The sequence below is a fragment of the Streptomyces sp. NPDC004126 genome (genome assembly GCF_050275515.1).
Taxonomy (GTDB): domain Bacteria; phylum Actinomycetota; class Actinomycetes; order Streptomycetales; family Streptomycetaceae; genus Streptomyces.
Genome location: NZ_JBNNPF010000019.1, coordinates 78279 through 95605 on the forward strand (window position 1 = coordinate 78279; position 17327 = coordinate 95605).

Genomic DNA, 17327 nt, shown 5'->3' on the forward strand with positions numbered 1-17327 from the left:
GCGCGGGTACTCATCCGCGTACTAGGTAGCGGGCGCACTTCCCGTGCCGGGGGGGCGGGCCCGGGGCCGGTCCCCCGGGCCCCGCGCCGTCGGCCGTGCCTCAGGAGACGGGCGTCGCCCCCGGCGCCGGGGAGGAGGTGATCCGGGTGGCGCGGCAGGTGCCGGAGGCCTCCAGGGCGGCGGCGACCTTCGCGGCGGACTCCGCGTCCCGCACCAGGAACGCCGTCGTCGGCCCCGACCCGGACACCAGCCCGGCCAGCGCCCCCGCACCGGCGCCCGCCGCGAGGGTGGCGGCCAGCTGCGGGCGCAGCGACAGCGCGGCGGCCTGCAGGCCGTTCGAGCCGGGCAGTACGGCGGCCAGCGCGTCGGCGTCACCGGAGGCGAGGGCCGCGAGCAGTGCCGGGGAGGCCTCGGGCGCGGGCACGTCCGTACCGGCGGTCAGCCGGTCGAACTCCCGGAACACCGCCGGGGTGGACAGGCCGCCCTCGGCGACCGCGAACACCCAGTGGAACCGGCCGGCGTCCACGGGGGTCAGGAACTCGCCGCGGCCGGTGCCGAGCGCGGCGCCGCCCACGAGGCTGAAGGGGACGTCGCTGCCCAGCTCCGCGCAGATCTCCAGGAGCTCCTCGCGCGGGGTGTCGAGCTTCCACAGCAGGTCGCACGCCAGCAGCGCGCCCGCCCCGTCGGCGCTGCCGCCGGCCATGCCGCCGGCGACGGGGATGTTCTTGGCGATGTGGAGGTGGACGGCCGGCTCGATGCCGGCCCGGGCCGCCAGCAGCTCGGCGGCGCGGGCCGCGAGGTTGCTGCGGTCCAGGGGCACCTGGTCGGAGTCGGGTCCCTCGCAGGTCACCGTCAGCGCGTCGGCGGGGGTCGCGGTGACCTCGTCGAACAGGGAGACGGCCAGGAAGACGTTGGCGAGGTCGTGGAAGCCGTCGGGGCGGGCGGCGCCCACCGCCAGCTGGACGTTGACCTTCGCGGGGACGCGTACCGTCACGCTCACAGCGCGGGCCTCTCCACGGCGGGCTTGTGCTCGGCGATCGCCGCGAACTCCTCGACCGTCAGGGACTCGCCGCGCGCCAGCGGGGAGATGCCGGCGGCGACCAGCGCCTGCTCGGCGGCGGCGGCCGACCCGGCCCAGCCGGCGAGCGCGGCGCGCAGGCCCTTGCGGCGCTGCGCGAACGCGGCGTCGACGACGGCGAACACCTCGGCCTTGGAGGCGGTGGTCTTCACCGGCTCGGCGCGCCGCACGAGGGAGACGAGACCGGAGTCGACGTTCGGCGCGGGCCAGAAGACGTTGCGGCCGATGGCCCCGGCGCGCTTGACGTCCGCGTACCAGGCGGCCTTGACCGAGGGGACCCCGTACACCTTGTTGCCGGGGCGGGCGGCGAGCCGGTCGGCGACCTCGGACTGCACCATGACGAGGGTGCGCTCGATGCTCGGGAAGCGGTCGAGCATCGTGAGCAGGACCGGCACGGCCACGTTGTAGGGGAGGTTCGCGACGAGCGCGGTCGGCGCCGGGCCGGGCAGCTCGGTGACGAGCATCGCGTCGGAGTGGACCAGCGCGAAACGGTCCTTCTTGTGGGGCATCCGCGCCTCGATGGTGGCGGGCAGCGCGGCGGCGAGGACGTCGTCGATCTCGACGGCGGTCACCCGGTCGGCGGCCTCCAGCAGGGCGAGCGTCAGCGAGCCGAGGCCCGGCCCGACCTCCACGACCACGTCGTCCGGACGCACCTCGGCGGTGCGCACGATCCGGCGCACCGTGTTGGCGTCGATGACGAAGTTCTGGCCCTTCTGCTTCGTCGGGCGGACGCCGAGGACGGCGGCCAGCTCTCGGATGTCGGCCGGCCCGAGGAGGGCGTCGGAAGGGACCTCGGAGGTCTCGTGGGGCTGCTGCTCTGCGGTGCTCACCGCTCAAGCCTACGGCCGCAGTGCGGCCACGGACTCGCCCCCCGCTGCACGTAGAGCTTCTTCGCCCGGTACGTCTGCTCCGAGGCGGGCGCGTCCTGCGGGCGGCCGCTGCCGCCGAGGGCCTGCCAGGTGTTCACGTCGAACTGGTAGAGGCCGCCGTAGGTGCCGGACGGGTCGGTGGCGGAGGGGCGGCCGCCGGACTCACAGTGGGCCAGCGCGGACCAGTTGAGGCCGTCGGCGCCGGCGACGGAGGTGGGCAGCGGCTTGGTGCCGACCAGGACGCGCTGGGTGACGGGCTCCCGGACGACCTCCTCGGCGATCTTCCGGGGCTGCTGGCGGACCCCGTTGACGGTGCGCAGGGCGTACGTGACCCGGCGCGCCCCGGGCCGGCCGACGCGCTCGACGACCTCGGTGCCGGCGAAGAGCCCGTCGTCCTCGACGCGTTCGGTCTCGTAGGGGATGCGTTCCTCGCGGACCTCGCGGGTGCCGGTGATGCGCAGCACGGTGACGGTCTGGCCGTCGCGGGGGAAGGAGTCCGGGGGGACGGAGGTGGTGTCCTGGCCGTGGAGGGTGATGCCGGCCTGGTCGAGGGCTTCCTTGACGGTGGCGGCGTTGGTGCGGATGGTGCGTTCGCGGCCGTCGGCCATGAACGTGACGCCGCGTTCGGTGCGCACGCCGAGGGTGAGGCCGGAGCGGGGGACGGCGGCGGTGCGGGGGGTGGAGAGGTAGGCGCCCTCGACGCGGACGCCGAGCTGGCGCAGGGCGCCGTCGACGGTGTGTGCGGTGGTCCACACCTGGCGGGTGGTGCCGTCGAGGGTGAGGCGCAGGGGGCGGCCGTAGCGGACGACGACCTGCTGGCCGTCGTCGAGGGCGGAGCCGGGGGCGGGGGCGACGAGGTCGTGGGGGCCGACGCCGAGGCCTTCGGACGCGAGGAGTTCGTCGACGCTCCCGGCGAAGGTGTGGAGGGTGCGGGGCACTCCGTCGACGGTGAGGCGGACGGCCTTGTCGGCGGCGACGAAGGCGGTGGTGCCGCCGGCCAGGAAGGCGACGACGAGGGCCTGGGGGACGATGCGCCGCCAGCTGTCGCGGGCGGGGGCCGGGGCGGCGGCGCGGCCGGCCGGGGCGGGGGCGGGGGCCGAGCGCCTGCGGCGGCCGGATCCGGCCCCGGGCGGGCGGGCGGGGGCGGGGTCGGCGCCGGCTCCGGGGGCGGGCGGGGGCGGCGGCGGTGGGGGTTCCGCGGTGGTGGTGCGGCGGCGGCCGCCGGCGGGGGCGGCCGCGCGGCGGCGGGCGGCCCGGCGGCCCTCGCCGCGGGGTGCGGGGACCTGCGGCTCCGGGGCGGCGACGCCGTACGGGTCGGCGTACGCCCGCTCGGGCGGCGGCGCGTCGTCCGGGGCGCGGTGCCGGGCGTCGTGCCGGGCGTCGTGCGGATCCGCGTGCGGCTCGTACGGGTCCGCGTACGGGTCCGCGTACGGGGCGTTGTGCGTGGCGTCGTGCGGGTCCGGGCCGGGTGCGGTGTCCGGCCACGGGGCACGGCGGTGACGGTGACTGCCCTGCGTTTCGCTCACGTCGCTCGCTCCACTGGTCCGGCCCCCGGCTGCTCGGGCACGGCACCCTAGCGGCAGGGGACGTCACGCACCAAAGCCGTTCGACCACCCAGCGTGTCGGGCGAACGGCTGCGCGAGGGACGGGACGGAGCGGGGCCGTTGCGCGTCAGTAGTCGAAGGCGCGGGCGGTGTTGGCGGCGAGGGCGGTGGCCATGGCGTCCTCGTCGATGCCGCGGACCGCGGCCATGGCGCGGACCGTCAGCGGAATGAGGTACGGCGCGTTGGGCCGTCCGCGGTAGGGCGCGGGGGTGAGGTACGGGGCGTCGGTCTCCACGAGCACCAGTTCCAGCGGGGCCACGGCGAGGGCCTCGCGCAGCGGGGCGGCGTTCTTGAAGGTCACGGTCCCGGCGAAGGACATGTAGTAGCCGGCGGCGGCGCACTCGCGGGCCATCTCGGCGTCGCCGGAGTAGCAGTGGAAGACGGTGCGCTCGGGGGCGCCCTCCTCGCGCAGCACGCGCAGGACGTCGGCGTGGGCGTCGCGGTCGTGGATGACGAGGGCCTTGCCCTGCCGCTTGGCGATCTCGATGTGGGCCCGGAAGGAACGCTCCTGCGCGGCCATCCCCTCGGGGCCGGTGCGGAAGTGGTCCAGGCCGGTCTCGCCGACCGCCTTGACGTGGTCCAGTGCGGCCAGCGCCTCGATCTCGGCGAGCGCCTCGTCGAGCGCGCCCTGGCCGCCGCCGGGCCGGGCGCCCTGGCGGGACCAGCCGTCGGGGTCGCCGTGGACGATCCGGGGGGCCTCGTTCGGGTGAAGGGCGACGGCGGCGTGGACGTTCGCGTACGCGGCCGCGGTCTCGGCGGCCCAGCGCGAGCCCTTCACGTCACAGCCGACCTGGACGACGGTGGTCACGCCCACGGACGCGGCCTTCGCGAGGCCCTCCTCGACGGTGCCGGACTGCATGTCGAGGTGGGTGTGCGAGTCGGCCACCGCCACCCGCAGCGGCTCGGGCAGCGGGGGCGGGACGTCCTTCGACGCGGCCTTGGCGGCGGCGGCCGGGGAGGAGGGGCTGGGGCTGGGGCTCATGAGCCGATCTTATGACCGCGGCTCGCGGCCGCTCCGGCGTCCCGCCGCTACGACCGCCGGAAGAACGCGCGCAGGCGGGCGAGCAGACCGCGGCGCCGCTCGGACGCGTCCACGGCCACCGGCCCCGGCGAGTCGTGCGACGGCGTCCGGCGCTGCTTCGGCGGGCGGGGGACGTTCTCGCCGGCCGGGACGGGGCCGGCGATCCCGGGGGCGATGCGGTGGTGGTAGAGCCGGTCGATCGTGCCGAGCACCGTGGAGACCTGGCCCGCGCGCATGATGCGCACGACGTGCCCGCCGCAGTTGAGGCAGGTCGGGTTCGACAGCGGGGAGGGCACCCGCTCGCCGTTCACCGTGTACATGATGAACGGCTCGCCCTTGCCGTCGACGTGGTGCTCTATCGCGTACGCCTGCTCCCAGCCGTAGCCGCACTTCATGCACGCGAACGAGTAAGCCTCGTGCACGGTCTGCACGCCGGAGGTGGGAACGGGTGCCGGTGCCGCGGCCGTGACGGGTACCGGGGTGTCTGCGATCTCACTCATGCCAGCTCCTCTTGTTCCACTGGTGCCATTGCCAGTGGACGCCTCTTCGGGCGGGAGCGCATCAGGCCCTGTCCAGTAATGGACGGTCCTTGGCCGAGTCATGCCCAAAGGGGCCGGTGCGCGGTCTGAGCTTTGCTTTTCAGGTTAGCTCTTTACCGACCTACGGCATCTTTTGTGTCGCGTTCTTTGCCGCGACGACCGCGTCGAAGACCTCGCGCTTGGGTACGCCGGCCTCGGCCGCGACCGCCGCGATGGCCTCCTTGCGGCGCTCGCCCGCCTCCTCGCGCACGCGCACGCGGCGCACCAGCTCCTCGTCGTCGACGTCGCCCGGCGCGGCCGCGGGGGCACCCTCCACCACGACGGTGATCTCGCCGCGCACGCCCTCGGCCGCCCACGCGGCGAGGTCGCCGAGCCCGCCGCGCTTGACCTCCTCGTACGTCTTGGTCAGCTCGCGGCACACGGCGGCCCGCCGGCCGGCGCCGAACACCTCGGCCATGGCCGCCAGGGTGTCGTCCAGCCGGTGCGGGGCCTCGAAGTAGACGAGGGTGCGCCGCTCGCCCTCCACCTCGCGGAGCCGGCCCAGGCGCTCGCCCGCCTTGCGCGGCAGGAAGCCCTCGAAGCAGAACCGGTCCACGGGCAGCCCGGACAGCGCGAGCGCGGTGAGCACGGCGGACGGCCCGGGCACGGCCGTGACCTTGATGTCCTTCTCGACGGCGGCGGCGACCAGCCGGTAGCCGGGGTCGGAGACCGAGGGCATCCCGGCGTCGGTCACCAGCAGCACCCGCCGGCCGGCCTCCAGGGCCTCGACCAGTTCGGGGGTGCGGGCGGACTCGTTGCCCTCGAAGTACGACAGGACGCGCCCGGTGGTGTGCACGCCGAGCCCCTGCGTGAGCCGGCGCAGCCGCCGGGTGTCCTCGGCGGCGATCACGTCGGCCCGCTCCAGCTCGGCCGCGAGCCGGGGCGGGGCGTCGGCGAGATCGCCGATGGGGGTCCCGGCGAGGACGAGTACGCCGTGGGAGGAGGGGGCTTCGGCACCGCGGGGCTGTTCAGCTGTCACCGGCCCATCCTCTCATTGGGGCTCGTGGGGGCTGGGGCTCCACAGGGGCGTTCCCTACGATGATCCGGTGACCAGTACCGCGACGCCGCCGCCCAGCCCCGCGGGGGCCCCGCCCGTCCGGCCGGGCGGAGGCGACTCCGACTACGAGCCGCCCGTGTGGCTGCGCCGCCTGCGCGGGTTCGGCTACGCGCCGGCCGCGCCGGTGACCGACGTCCGCACCCGCCTCGTGCCCCCGTACGCTCGGCCGTCCGCGCAGCTGTGGACGGCGCTCGGCATCCCCGAGTCCAGCCGGCGGACCTGGCAGCGGGTGATGGCCTGGGCGGGGCCGCTGCTGGTCACGCTGGTGGCGGGGGTGCTGCGGTTCGTGCACCTGGGCAGCCCCAAGGCGGTGATATTCGACGAGACGTACTACGCCAAGGACGCGTGGGCCACCATCAGGCAGGGCTACGAAGCCAGCTGGCCCAAGGATGTCGACAAGTCGATCCTGGCGAATCCCGACGCGGTACCGCTCCCCCTGGACCCCGGCTACGTCGTGCACCCGCCGGTCGGCAAATGGGTGATCGGCCTCGGCGAGTGGATGTTCGGCTTCACCCCCTTCGGCTGGCGGTTCATGACGGCGGTGCTCGGCACCCTGTCGGTGCTGATGGTCTGCCGCATCGGCCGGCGGCTTTTCCGCTCCACCTTCCTCGGCTGCCTGGCGGGCGCGCTGCTGGCGGTCGACGGGCTGCACCTGGTGATGAGCCGGACCGCGCTGCTCGACCTGGTGCTGATGTTCTTCGTCCTGGCCGCCTTCGGGGCGCTGGTCGTCGACCGGGACAAGGCGCGCGCCAGACTCGCCGCCGCCCTGCCCGTCGACGATGAGGGCCGGGCCCACCCCGACGTCACGGTCGCGGAGACCCTGAAGCTGGGCTGGCGCCCGTACCGGCTGCTGGCCGGCGTCTGCCTCGGCCTGGCCTTCGGCACCAAGTGGAACGGCCTCGTCGTCCTGGCCTTCTTCGGGATCCTCACCGTCCTGTGGGACGCGGCCGCGCGCCGCACCGCCGGCGCGGGCGCCCCGTACGCGGCGATGCTGCGCCGCGACGCGCTGCCCGGCTTCCTGTCGACGGTGCCGGTGGCGATCGCCGTGTACCTGGCCTCCTGGACGGGCTGGATCCTCAGCCCGGACGACGGCAAGGGCGGCTACTTCCGCGACTGGGCCGCCAAGTACGACCAGAACAGCCCGCTGTCCTTCCTCCCCGAGTGGCTGCGCAGCCTGTGGCACTACGAGACGGAGGTCTACAAGTTCCACGTGGGCCTGACCTCCGGCCACACCTACGAGTCGAACCCGTGGAGCTGGCTGGTCCTGGGCCGGCCCGTCTCCTACTTCTACGAGTCCCCCTCGCCCGGCACCGACGGCTGCCCGGCGTCCGAGGCCGGCAAGTGCGCCCGCGAGGTACTGGCCCTCGGCACGCCGCTGCTGTGGTGGGCGGGCTGCTTCGCGCTGCTGTACGTGCTGTGGCGGTGGTTCTTCCGCCGCGACTGGCGGGCGGGCGCGATCGCGTGCGCGCTGGGCGCCGGCCTGCTGCCCTGGTTCAACTACCAGGAGCGGACCATCTTCTACTTCTACGCGGTGGTCTTCGTCCCCTACCTGTGCCTGGCGGTGGTGATGCTGGTCGGCGCCCTGCTGGGTCCGGCGGGCTCCTCGGAGCGGCGGCGCGCGGTGGGCGCGATCGGCGCGGGCGTCCTCGTCCTCCTGATCATCTGGAACTTCATCTATTTCTGGCCGATCTACACCGGCCAGACCCTGCCCATGGACTCGTGGCGTGGCCGGATGTGGATGGACACCTGGATCTGACCTGTTACTGAGAGGTATGGTCTCCTCACAGGTTCTTTGAACATGTTCAGAGAACGGGGGCTCCTGGGGAGGGGACGCAGTGAACGGGGCAGCGAAGGGTGCCATCGTCGGCGGGGTGTTCCTCGCGATGGTCGGCGGCACCGCGTACGGGGTGTACGCGCTGGTCGGGGACGCCGGCGACGGCGGCGGTGCGGGCGACCGCAGTACGAAGAACAACGCGGCGGCCGCCGCGAAGGGAAGCGGGCCGGTCACCGAGAAGGAGGCCGCCGCCACCGCGAAGGCCTTCCTCGCCGCGTGGGCGGCCGGCGACGACGCCACGGCCGCCGCCCTGACCAACAACGCGCAGGCCGCGCAGACCGCGGTGGCCGACTACCGCGCCAAGGCGATGGTGTCCAAGGCCGTCATCACCCCCGGCGCGGCGGAGGGCGCCTCCGTGCCGTTCAAGGTCGAGGCCGAGATCAGCCACGCGGGCACCGCCAAGACCCTCGTCTACGACTCCCGCCTGTCCGTCGTCCGCGGCACCGAGAGCGGCAGGGCGCTCGTCGACTGGCAGCCCTCGGTGATCCACCCGCAGCTCCAGAAGGACGAGAAGCTGCGCGCCGGCACCCCGGCGAGCCCGCCGGTCAAGGCCGTCGACCGCAACGGCAAGGAGCTGACGCCCGAGCAGTACCCGTCACTGCGGCCGGTGCTGGACGCGCTGCGCAAGACGTACGGGGAGAAGACCGGCGGCACGCCCGGGGTCGAGCTGTGGATCGAACCGGCGGCCCAGGACGCGCCGAAGCGGAGCCTGCTGACGCTGGTGGAAGGCAAGCCGGGGGAGCTCCGGACCGTGCTGGACGCCGACGTGCAGGCGGCGGCGGAGAAGGCCGTCGCCCAGCACCCGGAGGCCTCCGTGGTCGCCGTCCAGCCGAGCACCGGCGACATCCTGGCGGTGGCCAACCACCGCAGGGACGGCTTCAACGCCGCGATGCAGGGCCGGCGGGCACCCGGCTCGACGATGAAGATCGTGACGGCGGCGATGCTGCTGGAGAAGGGCCTGGTGGCGGCCGACCGCCCGGCGGACTGCCCGCAGAGCGTCTCGTGGGACGGCAAGGTCTTCCACAACCTGAACAACTTCTCGCTGAAGGGCCAGCCCTTCTCGACCAGCTTCGCCAAGTCCTGCAACACGGCCTTCATCGGCCTGATCGACGAGGTGCACGACAACGGGGCGCTGCCGAGGGTGGCCAAGGAGGCCTTCGGGATCGGACTGGACTGGAAGACCGGCATCCCCTCCCAGGACGGCAGCGTGCCGGTCACCTCCGGCCCGGCGGCGGCCGCGGAGTACATCGGCCAGGGCGCGATCCAGATGAACCCGCTGAACGTCGCCTCGATCACGGCGACCGCCCGCACCGGGGTGTTCCGGCAGCCGGTGCTGGTGAAGGCCTCGCTGGACGGCCGCGCCCTGGCCGCCGCCCCGCGGGCGCTGGCACCGGGGGTGTCGGCGCAGCTGGTGAAGATGATGAAGCAGGCCGCCGGCCCCGGCGGCACGGCGGCGGGCGCCATGTCCTCCGTGGGCGGCTCCGACAAGGGCGCGAAGACCGGCTCGGCGGAGGTCGACGGCGCGGCGGCCCCGGACAGCTGGTTCACGGGCTTCCGGGGCGACGTGGCGGCGGCCGCCATGGTCGAAGGCGGCGGCCACGGCGGCGACTCGGCGGGCCCCATCGTCGCCACGGTCCTGAACGCCTCCTGACGGGGGGGCGGGCGGGGCGGGGCACGGCAGGGCAGCCGGTCCGGCATGCCCGGCGGCAGACCGCAGCCTGAGTGCCGACCGGCCACGTCCCCGAGAGAGAGCCCGCAGAGCAGAACCGGCGACGCCACACCGCCCGGCCGCGATCGACCGGGCGGCACACCCGGGCCGGAGCCTGCGGTCGGCTGGGACCGGGCCGGGACCGGGGCCGGCACCAGGACCAGGGCCGGGGCCGGGGCCGGGCAAAACGCGTGGCCCACGCCCCCGCACAGCGCTAGCGTCCCGGCATGACGACCAGCACCCCTCACCCCCTCTTCGCCCGGGCCCTCAACGAGCTGGGCCTCGACCTCGACGTCCGCGCCTTCCCCGAAGGGACCCGTACGGCCGCCGACGCCGCCGCCGCGATCGGCTGCGAGCTCAGCCAGATCGTGAAGTCACTGATCTTCGCGGCGGACGGGGTCCCGGTTCTGGTCCTCATGGACGGCGCCTCCCGGGTCGACGTGGAGGCCGTCCGGCGTCAACTCGGCGCCGCGAAAGTCACCCGCGCCGACGCCGCGCTCGTCCGCGAGACCACCGGCTACGCCATCGGCGGCGTCCCGCCCTTCGGCCACCGCACCCGCACCCGGGTGCTGGCCGACCGCTCGCTGCTGGAGCACGACGTGGTCTGGGCCGCCGCCGGCACCCCGCACACCGTCTTCCCCATGGCCCCGAAGGAGCTCATCGAGCACGCCGCAGCCGCGCTGGCCGACGTACGCGAGAACGCCTGACCGCCGTCCGGCGTCAGAGGCAGGACCGCAGCGCCCGCACCAGCGCCTGCGCGCGCGGGTCGGCGGTGACGGACTTGGCGTGGGCGTTGGTGACGTAGCCGAAGCCGATCCCCGCCTCGGGGTCCGCGAAGGCCAGGGAACCGCCCCGCCCCGGGTGGCCGAAGGAGGCCGGCGACAGCAGCGGGGACGCCGGCCCGTGCAGCATGTAGCCCGGGCCGAAACGGGTGTTCACGACCAGCACCCGGTCCGGCCCGGACGCGAGCTCCGTGCCGGCCAGCGCGGTCGTGGCCGGGGTGAAGATCCGCGCCCCGTCCTCGACCACGCCGATGGTCGCCCCGTAGAAGCGGGCCAGGGCGCGCGCCGTGCCGATGCCGGCGGAACCGGGGAGCTCGGCCGCCTGGTAGACGGGGTCGTTCTCGTCCGGCTGGGGGTCGATGGCCGCGAAGGCGCGCCGGGTGAGGGAGTCCGGGTCGGCGTACGCCTCGGAAACGTTTCTCCTCGGCCGGGTCTTCAGCAGCCCGGCGCTCGCCGGCGGCTCCACCGGCGCCACCCGGCCCACCCGCGGCGCCTCGCTCTCCGGCAGTCCTATCCAGAAGTCCAGCCCCAGCGGCTCGGCGATCTCCTCCGCGAGGATCCCGCCGACGGTTCGGCCCGTCGCCCGCAGCACCAGCTCGGAGACCAGCCAGCTGAAGGTCTGCGCGTGGTAGCCGTGCTCGGTGCCCGGCTCCCAGAAGGCCCGCTGCGCGGCGACCGCGCGCGCCCCGCTCACCCCGTCGGCGGCCTGCGCCGTGGTGAGCCCCCGGTCCAGCGCGGGCACGCCGGCCTGGTGGGCGAGGAGGTGGCGGACCAGTGTCCTCTCCTTGCCGCCCGCCTTGAACTCGGGCCAGTACGCACCCACCGGCGCGTCCAGGTCCAGCAGCCCGCGCTGGTGCAGGAGCAGCGGGACGGCGGCGGCCACGCCCTTGGTGGCGGAGCGCACGATCGTCGCGGTGTCCTCGGTCCAGGGCCCGGCGGCGTCGCCGTCGGCGTCCTTCGTGCCGCCCCACAGGTCGACGACCTTGCGGCCGTCCCGGTACACGGCCACGGCCGCGCCCCGGTCCCCGAGGACCTCGAAGTTGCGCGCGAAGGCGTCTCTGACGGGCTCGAAGCCCTCGGTCACCACACCCTGGATGTTCACGAGCAGGCCAACAACCATCGGCCGCCCCTTATGCCGCCGCCGGCGCGCGCCCGCCCCCACCACAGCCCGGCCCGCCGGCTAATGCCACATCGTCACGCTGCGGCATTAGCCGCGCACGTCACGTGATGCCACCGCCGGGCGTCGCCGCCCTACGCCGCCGCCACCGACCGCGGGTCGAAGCCGAACGGCAGCTCCAGCCGGTGCTCCCGCATCAGCGCGTCGTCGCACAGCAGGTCGCGGGTGCGGCCGTCGGCGGCGATGACGCCCTCGCTCAGGATCACCGAGCGCGGGCAGAGCTCCAGCGCGTACGGCAGGTCGTGGGTCACCATCAGCACCGTCACGTCCAGCGAACGCAGGATGTCGGCGAGCTCGCGCCGCGAAGCCGGGTCCAGGTTGGAGGAGGGCTCGTCCAGGACGAGGATCTCCGGCCGCATCGCCAGTACGGTCGCGACCGCCACCCGCCGGCGCTGGCCGAAGGACAGGTGGTGCGGGGGCCGGTCGGCGAAGCCGGCCATGCCGACCAGTTCGAGCGCCTCGCGGACCCGCTCCTCCAGTTCCGCGCCCCGCAGGCCGGCCGCCGCCGGGCCGAAGGCCACGTCCTCCCGCACGGTCGGCATGAACAGCTGGTCGTCGGGGTCCTGGAAGACGATGCCCACCCGGCGCCGGATCTCGGCGAGGTTCCGCTTCTCCACGGGCAGCCCGGCCACGCTGACCGAGCCGACCCCGCCGCCGAGGATGCCGTTGAGGTGCAGCACGAGGGTGGTCTTCCCCGCACCGTTGGGGCCCAGCAGCGCGACCCGCTCCCCGCGGCCGACGCTGAGGTCGACGCCGAAGAGGGCCTGGTGCCCGTCGGGGTAGGCGTAGGCGACCCCGGACACCTCCAGGGAGGGTACGGACGGAGCGGCGGGAGAGGAAGAAGGAGACGTCACAGCGTCCATCCCATCAGACAGACGGCGAGCGCCATCACGGGCAGCACGGCCGAGTACGCCCACTGGGCGCGGGTGGCCGTGACGTCGTCGATCACCGGCATGGAACCGGCGTAGCCGCGGCTGACCATGGCGAGGTAGACCCGCTCGCCGCGTTCGTAGGAGCGGATGAAGAGGGCGCCGGCCGTCTTGGCGAGCACCCCCCAGTGCCGGACGCCGCGCGCCTCGAACCCGCGCGAGCGGCGGGCGATGGACATGCGGCGCAGCTCGTCGGTGATGACGTCGCCGTACCGGATCATGAAGGAGGCGATCTGGACGAGCAGCGGCGGCAGCTTCAGCCGCTGGAGTCCCAGCAGCAGGGCGCGCAGTTCGGTGGTGGAGGCGAGGAGTACGGAGGCGGCCACGCCGAGGGTGCCCTTGGCCAGGACGTTCCAGGCGCCCCAGAGGCCGGAGACGCTCAGGGACACGCCGAGCACCTCCACCCGTTCGCCCTGGGACACGAAGGGCATGAGCACGGCGAAGAGTACGAACGGCACCTCGATCAGCATCCGCCGCAGCATGAAGCCCGCGGGGATCCGGGCCGCCGCCGCGACGGCGGCGATGAGGAACGCGTAGCCGGCGAAGGCCCACATGGCCTCGCGCGGGGTGGAGACGACGACGACCACGAACGCGAACGTCGCGGCGATCTTGCAGTGCGGCGGCAGCTCGTGCACGGGCGAGTGCCCGTGCCGGTAGAGCTTGTGCGCGTGGCCGGCGCCCATGTCAGCCGGCCGTGGGGGCGGCCGTGGACGTCGCGGTCAGGTCCTGTGCGCGGCGGCGGCGCACGGCCCAGAACACGCCGGTGCCGACGGCGACGGTCGCGCCGACGCCGATGACCCCGGCGAGGCCGCCGGACAGCCGGGCGTCGGAGACGTCCTTGACGCTGTAGTCGGCGAGCGGGGAGCCGGCGGCGGCGTGCTCCTCGACCTTGGTGTCGATGCCCTTGTCGGCGGCGACCTTTTCCAGGCCGTCGGGGCTGGCGGAGGCGTAGAAGGAGACGAAGCCGGCCAGTACGAGGGCGGCGGCCAGGCCGGTCAGCCAGAGCTTGCGGGTGGAGCGGGCGGCGGCCGGCACCGGGGTCGCGGCGGGTGCGGGGGCGTCGACCAGTTCGCCGCCGACGCGCAGCTTCAGCGGGGCGGTCAGCCGGCGCGCGCCGTGCACCAGGTCGGGGCGTACGGCGATCACGGCGCCGACGGTCGCGGCGGTGATGGCGGCCTCTCCGATGCCGATGAGGACGTGGACGCCGACCATGGCGGTGATGACCTTGCCGATCGGGACGTCGGTGGTGCCGCCGAGGGCGTAGAGGAGGGTGAAGGCGGCGGCCGCGGCGGGCACGGAGAGGAGCGCTCCGGCGAAGGCGGCGACGGTGACCGAGCGGCGGCCTGCGGGCAGCAGCCCGAGGAGGCCGCGGAAGACGGCGTAGGCGACGACGACGGTCACCACGGCCATGTTGAGGACGTTGACGCCGAGCGCGGTGAGGCCGCCGTCGGCGAAGAGGATGCCCTGCATCAGCAGGACGACGGACACGCAGAGCACGCCGGTGTAGGGGCCGACGAGTATGGCGGCGAGCGCCCCTCCGAGGAGGTGGCCGCTGGTGCCGGCGGCGACCGGGAAGTTCAGCATCTGCACGGCGAAGATGAAGGCGGCGACGAGGCCGGCCAGCGGGGCGGTGCGCTCGTCGAGTTCGCGGCGGGCGCCGCGCAGGCTGACCGCGACAGCGGCGGCGGCCGCTACTCCTGCGGCCACCGAGACGGGTGTGTTGATGAATCCGTCGGGCACATGCATGGAGTAGCTCCGCATCCTCTTTCTCGCACAAGTCTTTAACCGTTCAAGAGTAGTGCCCAGTTGCAAACCGTTGGCAAGAGCAGACAGGTCACAAATAGATCCGTGCGGTTTCGTCGGAATGTGCGAGGCTGGACGGACAAACGGACGCAGATGTTCCGATTAGGGAGTCTTGTCGATGTCAGCCACCGCCGAGAATCCAGCAGCCACCGCCACCGCGACCGCCGTCGAGGAGCGGGTGCGCGCCCGCGTGATCACCGACGAGCCCCTCTACCGGGCCATTCCGGTGGCCCTGCGCTTCACCCCCGCCGAGCCGCTGGCCGTGCGCGTCGTCTTCCCCGCCGAGCTGTCCCCCGAGGACACCGACAACGAGTGGGTCTTCCCCCTGGCCCTCCTGGAGGCCGGCCTGCTGGCCCCGTCCGGGAGCGGGGACGTACGCGTCTGGCCGTGCGGGCGCGTCCAGGCGGTGATGGAGTTCCACTCTCCCGAGGGAGTCGCCGTCCTCCAGTTCGATAGCGCCGCGCTGCGCCGCTTCCTGCGCCGTACGTACGCCACCACCCGGACGGCGTAGCGGAACGCCACCGGCCCCGCACCTGGGGTTCCAGGTACGGGGCCGGCGTTCGGCAGGTGCGACTTTCCGGGCCCGAGGTTGACGCGAGGCGTTGACCCGGGCCACGGCCCTCGCGTGCGGCTCAGGCGTTGACGAGCTCGCGCTGCTTGTCGGGGTCCTCCGGCGACCCGGCGTCGGAGGCGGACTCGCCGAGGTGCTTGCGCAGGCTCTCGCCCTCCACGTCCACGTTGGGCAGGATCCGGTCGAGCCACTTCGGCAGCCACCAGGCCTTGTGGCCGAGCAGCGCCAGCACCGCCGGCACGATCGCCATGCGGACCACGAAGGCGTCGAAGAGGACGGCGACGGCCAGGCCGAAGCCGATCATCTTCACCATCGAGTCGCTGGCGCCGAGGAAGCCGGAGAACACGGCGATCATGATGACGGCCGCGGCCACGACCACGCGGGCGCTGTACTGGAAGCCGGTCACCACGGCCTGGCCCGGCCGCTCGCCGTGGACGTACGCCTCACGCATGCGGGTGACCAGGAAGACCTCGTAGTCCATGGCCAGGCCGAAGACCACGCCCACCATGAAGATCGGCATCATCGACATGATCGGACCGGTCTGCTCCACACCGAAGAGCGAGCCGAGCCAGCCCCACTGGAAGACCGCGACGACCGCGCCGAGGGCCGCGACCACCGACAGCAGGAAGCCGAGCGCCGCCTTGAGCGGGACCAGGATCGAGCGGAAGACCAGCATCAGCAGCAGGAAGGCGAGGCCGACGACGAGCGCCAGGTAGGGCAGCAGCGCGTCGTTCATCTTCTGCGAGAAGTCGATGTTCATCGCGGTCTGGCCGCTGACGAACACGTCCTTGCCGTTGCCCTCGCGGATCTTGTGGACCAGGTCCTCGGTCTCCGTGGAGGACGGCCGGTCCTTCGGGATCACGCTGACGATCGCGGCGTCCTTGGCCTCGTTCTGGAGCGGAGGCATCACGGCCGCCACCCCGTCCAGGCCCTTGATCCGGTCGGCGGTCCGGTCGGCCAGCGCCTTGTCGCCGTCGACGACCACCATCAGCGGGCCGTTGAAGCCGGGGCCGAAGCCCTCCGACAGCATGTCGTACGCCTTGCGCTGGCTGGTGGAGACCGGCTTGGAGCCGTCGTCCGGCAGGCCCATCTCCAGCTTGCTCGCCGGGATCGCGATCACGCCGAGGCCGATCACACCGGCCAGCAGCACCGCGACCGGGCGGCGCAGCACGAAGCGCGCCCAGCGGGTGCCGCCGTTGGCCTTGGGCTCGGCGCCGGCCGGGCGGCCCTTGCCGAACAGCTTGCTCTTCTGGCCGGCGGGCAGCACCTTCTTGCCGGCGAAGCCGAGGATCGCGGGGACCAGCGTCAGGGCGACGAGCACCGCGATGACCACCGTTCCGGCGGCGGCGACACCCATCTTCGTCAGCATCGGGATGTTGACGACGGCCAGGCCCACCAGGGCGATGACCACGGTCAGACCGGCGAAGACCACTGCGGAGCCGGCGGTTCCGGCGGCGCGGCCGGCGGCCTCGTCGCGCTCGCGGCCCTCGGAGAGCTCCACGCGGTAGCGGGAGACGATGAAGAGCGCGTAGTCGATGCCGACCGCGAGGCCGATCATCATCGCGAGGGTGGAGGTGGTGGAGCCGAGGTCCAGGACGTTGGCGAGCGCGGTGATCGAGGACACGCCGATGCCGACGCCGATCAGCGCGGTCAGCAGCGGCAGCCCGGCGGCGACCAGCGAACCGAAGGTGATGACGAGGACGATGCCGGCGATCAGGATGCCGATGGCCTCACCGGAGCCCGTCTCCGGGGCCTCCATCAGCGCGTCGCCGCCGATCTCCACCTGGAGGCCGGCCTTCTGGGCCGCGTGGCCCGAGTCCTTGAGCGCCTCTCGGGTGTCGTCCTTCAGCTCCATGCCGCTGACCTTGTACTTCACGCTGACGTAGGTGGTGGAGCCGTCCTGGCTCACCGCCTGCGTCTGGTACGGGTCGTCGACCGTGGCGATCTGGGCGGCGCCGTCGCCGCTCTTCAGGCCGGAGATGAGCTTCTCGACCTCGGCCTTGGGGCCCGGGTCGGTGACCTTGGCGCCCGCCGGGGCCTTGACGACGATGCGGGCGGTCGCGCCGTCGGCGGACATGCCCGGGAACTTCTCGTCCAGCAGGTCGAAGGCCTTCTGGGCCTCCGTGCCGGGTATCGAGAACGAGCCGGAGGTGGGCGCGGAGGCCGTCGCGGCGCCGAAGCCCGCGGCGACGAGCAGCGCCACCCATACGAGGGCGACCAGACCGCGGCGCCTGAAGGCGCCGCGGCCGAGCCGGTAGAGGAAGGTGGCCACGTCGTGGTTCTCCCGTTTCAGGTCGTGGGATGGATCCGGGACGG

General features: G+C 73.8%; 15 protein-coding genes. 4 read left to right on the plus strand and 11 right to left on the minus strand.

What is annotated here, in order from left to right; all coding sequences use genetic code 11:
- Nucleotides 1-100: 100 nt before the first annotated feature.
- The 6 genes from ACQKM2_RS19655 to rsmI form a co-directional block, all read right to left on the minus strand.
- Nucleotides 101-1000 carry a 4-(cytidine 5'-diphospho)-2-C-methyl-D-erythritol kinase gene (locus tag ACQKM2_RS19655; RefSeq protein WP_427711278.1) on the minus strand — a complete coding sequence of 300 codons (900 nt, stop codon included), beginning with the start codon at nucleotides 998-1000 and terminating at the stop codon, nucleotides 101-103.
- Nucleotides 997-1908, minus strand: coding sequence for a 16S rRNA (adenine(1518)-N(6)/adenine(1519)-N(6))-dimethyltransferase RsmA (rsmA, locus tag ACQKM2_RS19660; RefSeq protein ID WP_427711280.1), 912 nt, complete (start codon nucleotides 1906-1908; stop codon nucleotides 997-999). The genes ACQKM2_RS19655 and rsmA overlap by 4 nt, the downstream gene beginning before the upstream one ends.
- The gene (locus ACQKM2_RS19665) at nucleotides 1905-3473 is read right to left on the minus strand and encodes a ubiquitin-like domain-containing protein (RefSeq protein WP_427711281.1); all 1569 of its coding nucleotides are present in this window, start codon (nucleotides 3471-3473) and stop codon (nucleotides 1905-1907) included. The genes rsmA and ACQKM2_RS19665 overlap by 4 nt, the downstream gene beginning before the upstream one ends.
- 145 nt (nucleotides 3474-3618) lie before the next feature.
- Nucleotides 3619-4533, minus strand: a complete 915-nt coding sequence (locus tag ACQKM2_RS19670; RefSeq protein WP_427711283.1) for a TatD family hydrolase — start codon at nucleotides 4531-4533, stop codon at nucleotides 3619-3621.
- A gap of 47 nt (nucleotides 4534-4580) precedes the next feature.
- Entirely contained in the window at nucleotides 4581-5072 is a 492-nt protein-coding gene (locus tag ACQKM2_RS19675; protein ID WP_427711285.1) for a hypothetical protein, read from the minus strand.
- 160 nt (nucleotides 5073-5232) lie between these two features.
- On the minus strand, nucleotides 5233-6129 hold the full coding sequence (gene rsmI / locus ACQKM2_RS19680) for a 16S rRNA (cytidine(1402)-2'-O)-methyltransferase (RefSeq protein WP_125821370.1): 897 nt from the start codon (nucleotides 6127-6129) through the stop codon (nucleotides 5233-5235).
- A gap of 67 nt (nucleotides 6130-6196) precedes the next feature.
- Here rsmI and ACQKM2_RS19685 point away from each other — a divergent pair, with 67 nt between their 5' ends.
- From ACQKM2_RS19685 to ACQKM2_RS19695, 3 genes are all read left to right on the plus strand, one after another.
- Nucleotides 6197-7963 (plus strand): dolichyl-phosphate-mannose--protein mannosyltransferase, encoded by a 1767-nt coding sequence (locus ACQKM2_RS19685; RefSeq protein WP_427711288.1) that lies wholly within the window; start codon nucleotides 6197-6199, stop codon nucleotides 7961-7963.
- A 79-nt stretch (nucleotides 7964-8042) separates the two neighbouring features.
- Entirely contained in the window at nucleotides 8043-9692 is a 1650-nt protein-coding gene (locus tag ACQKM2_RS19690) for a penicillin-binding transpeptidase domain-containing protein (RefSeq protein ID WP_427711290.1), read from the plus strand.
- Between the two features lie 284 nt (nucleotides 9693-9976).
- Nucleotides 9977-10456 carry a YbaK/EbsC family protein gene (locus tag ACQKM2_RS19695; protein WP_427711292.1) on the plus strand — a complete coding sequence of 160 codons (480 nt, stop codon included), beginning with the start codon at nucleotides 9977-9979 and terminating at the stop codon, nucleotides 10454-10456.
- Nucleotides 10457-10469: 13 nt separating this feature from the next.
- Here the strand turns inward: ACQKM2_RS19695 and ACQKM2_RS19700 are convergent, their stop codons facing one another.
- From ACQKM2_RS19700 to ACQKM2_RS19715, 4 genes are all read right to left on the minus strand, one after another.
- Nucleotides 10470-11651, minus strand: a complete 1182-nt coding sequence (locus tag ACQKM2_RS19700; RefSeq protein ID WP_427711294.1) for a serine hydrolase domain-containing protein — start codon at nucleotides 11649-11651, stop codon at nucleotides 10470-10472.
- A 131-nt stretch (nucleotides 11652-11782) separates the two neighbouring features.
- A complete protein-coding gene (locus tag ACQKM2_RS19705) occupies nucleotides 11783-12571 on the minus strand; it encodes an energy-coupling factor ABC transporter ATP-binding protein (RefSeq protein ID WP_427711296.1) in 789 nt (262 codons plus the stop codon).
- The gene (gene cbiQ, locus ACQKM2_RS19710; RefSeq protein WP_427711298.1) at nucleotides 12559-13320 is read right to left on the minus strand and encodes a cobalt ECF transporter T component CbiQ; all 762 of its coding nucleotides are present in this window, start codon (nucleotides 13318-13320) and stop codon (nucleotides 12559-12561) included. Before cbiQ ends, ACQKM2_RS19705 begins: the two co-directional genes overlap by 13 nt.
- A gap of 1 nt (nucleotide 13321) precedes the next feature.
- Nucleotides 13322-14383: an energy-coupling factor ABC transporter permease gene (locus tag ACQKM2_RS19715; RefSeq protein ID WP_427711300.1), complete on the minus strand. Its 1062-nt coding sequence runs from the start codon at nucleotides 14381-14383 to the stop codon at nucleotides 13322-13324.
- A 175-nt stretch (nucleotides 14384-14558) separates the two neighbouring features.
- Between ACQKM2_RS19715 and ACQKM2_RS19720 the strand changes: the two genes are divergently transcribed.
- Entirely contained in the window at nucleotides 14559-14951 is a 393-nt protein-coding gene (locus ACQKM2_RS19720) for an SsgA family sporulation/cell division regulator (protein WP_125818508.1), read from the plus strand.
- Between the two features lie 121 nt (nucleotides 14952-15072).
- Here the strand turns inward: ACQKM2_RS19720 and ACQKM2_RS19725 are convergent, their stop codons facing one another.
- Nucleotides 15073-17283, minus strand: a complete 2211-nt coding sequence (locus tag ACQKM2_RS19725) for an MMPL family transporter (RefSeq protein ID WP_427711303.1) — start codon at nucleotides 17281-17283, stop codon at nucleotides 15073-15075.
- Between the last annotated feature and the right edge of the window lie 44 nt (nucleotides 17284-17327).

Bases quoted from the DNA above. Each gene is read 5' to 3' on its own strand.
- ACQKM2_RS19670 (WP_427711283.1), bottom strand. From the start codon at position 4,533: ATGAGCCCCAGCCCCAGCCCCTCCTCCCCGGCCGCCGCCGCCAAGGCC.
- ACQKM2_RS19675 (WP_427711285.1), bottom strand. From the start codon at position 5,072: ATGAGTGAGATCGCAGACACCCCGGTACCCGTCACGGCCGCGGCACCG.
- ACQKM2_RS19695 (WP_427711292.1), top strand. From the start codon at position 9,977: ATGACGACCAGCACCCCTCACCCCCTCTTCGCCCGGGCCCTCAACGAG.
- ACQKM2_RS19700 (WP_427711294.1), bottom strand. From the start codon at position 11,651: ATGGTTGTTGGCCTGCTCGTGAACATCCAGGGTGTGGTGACCGAGGGC.
- ACQKM2_RS19705 (WP_427711296.1), bottom strand. From the start codon at position 12,571: ATGGACGCTGTGACGTCTCCTTCTTCCTCTCCCGCCGCTCCGTCCGTA.
- cbiQ (WP_427711298.1), bottom strand. From the start codon at position 13,320: ATGGGCGCCGGCCACGCGCACAAGCTCTACCGGCACGGGCACTCGCCC.
- ACQKM2_RS19715 (WP_427711300.1), bottom strand. From the start codon at position 14,383: ATGCATGTGCCCGACGGATTCATCAACACACCCGTCTCGGTGGCCGCA.
- ACQKM2_RS19720 (WP_125818508.1), top strand. From the start codon at position 14,559: ATGTCAGCCACCGCCGAGAATCCAGCAGCCACCGCCACCGCGACCGCC.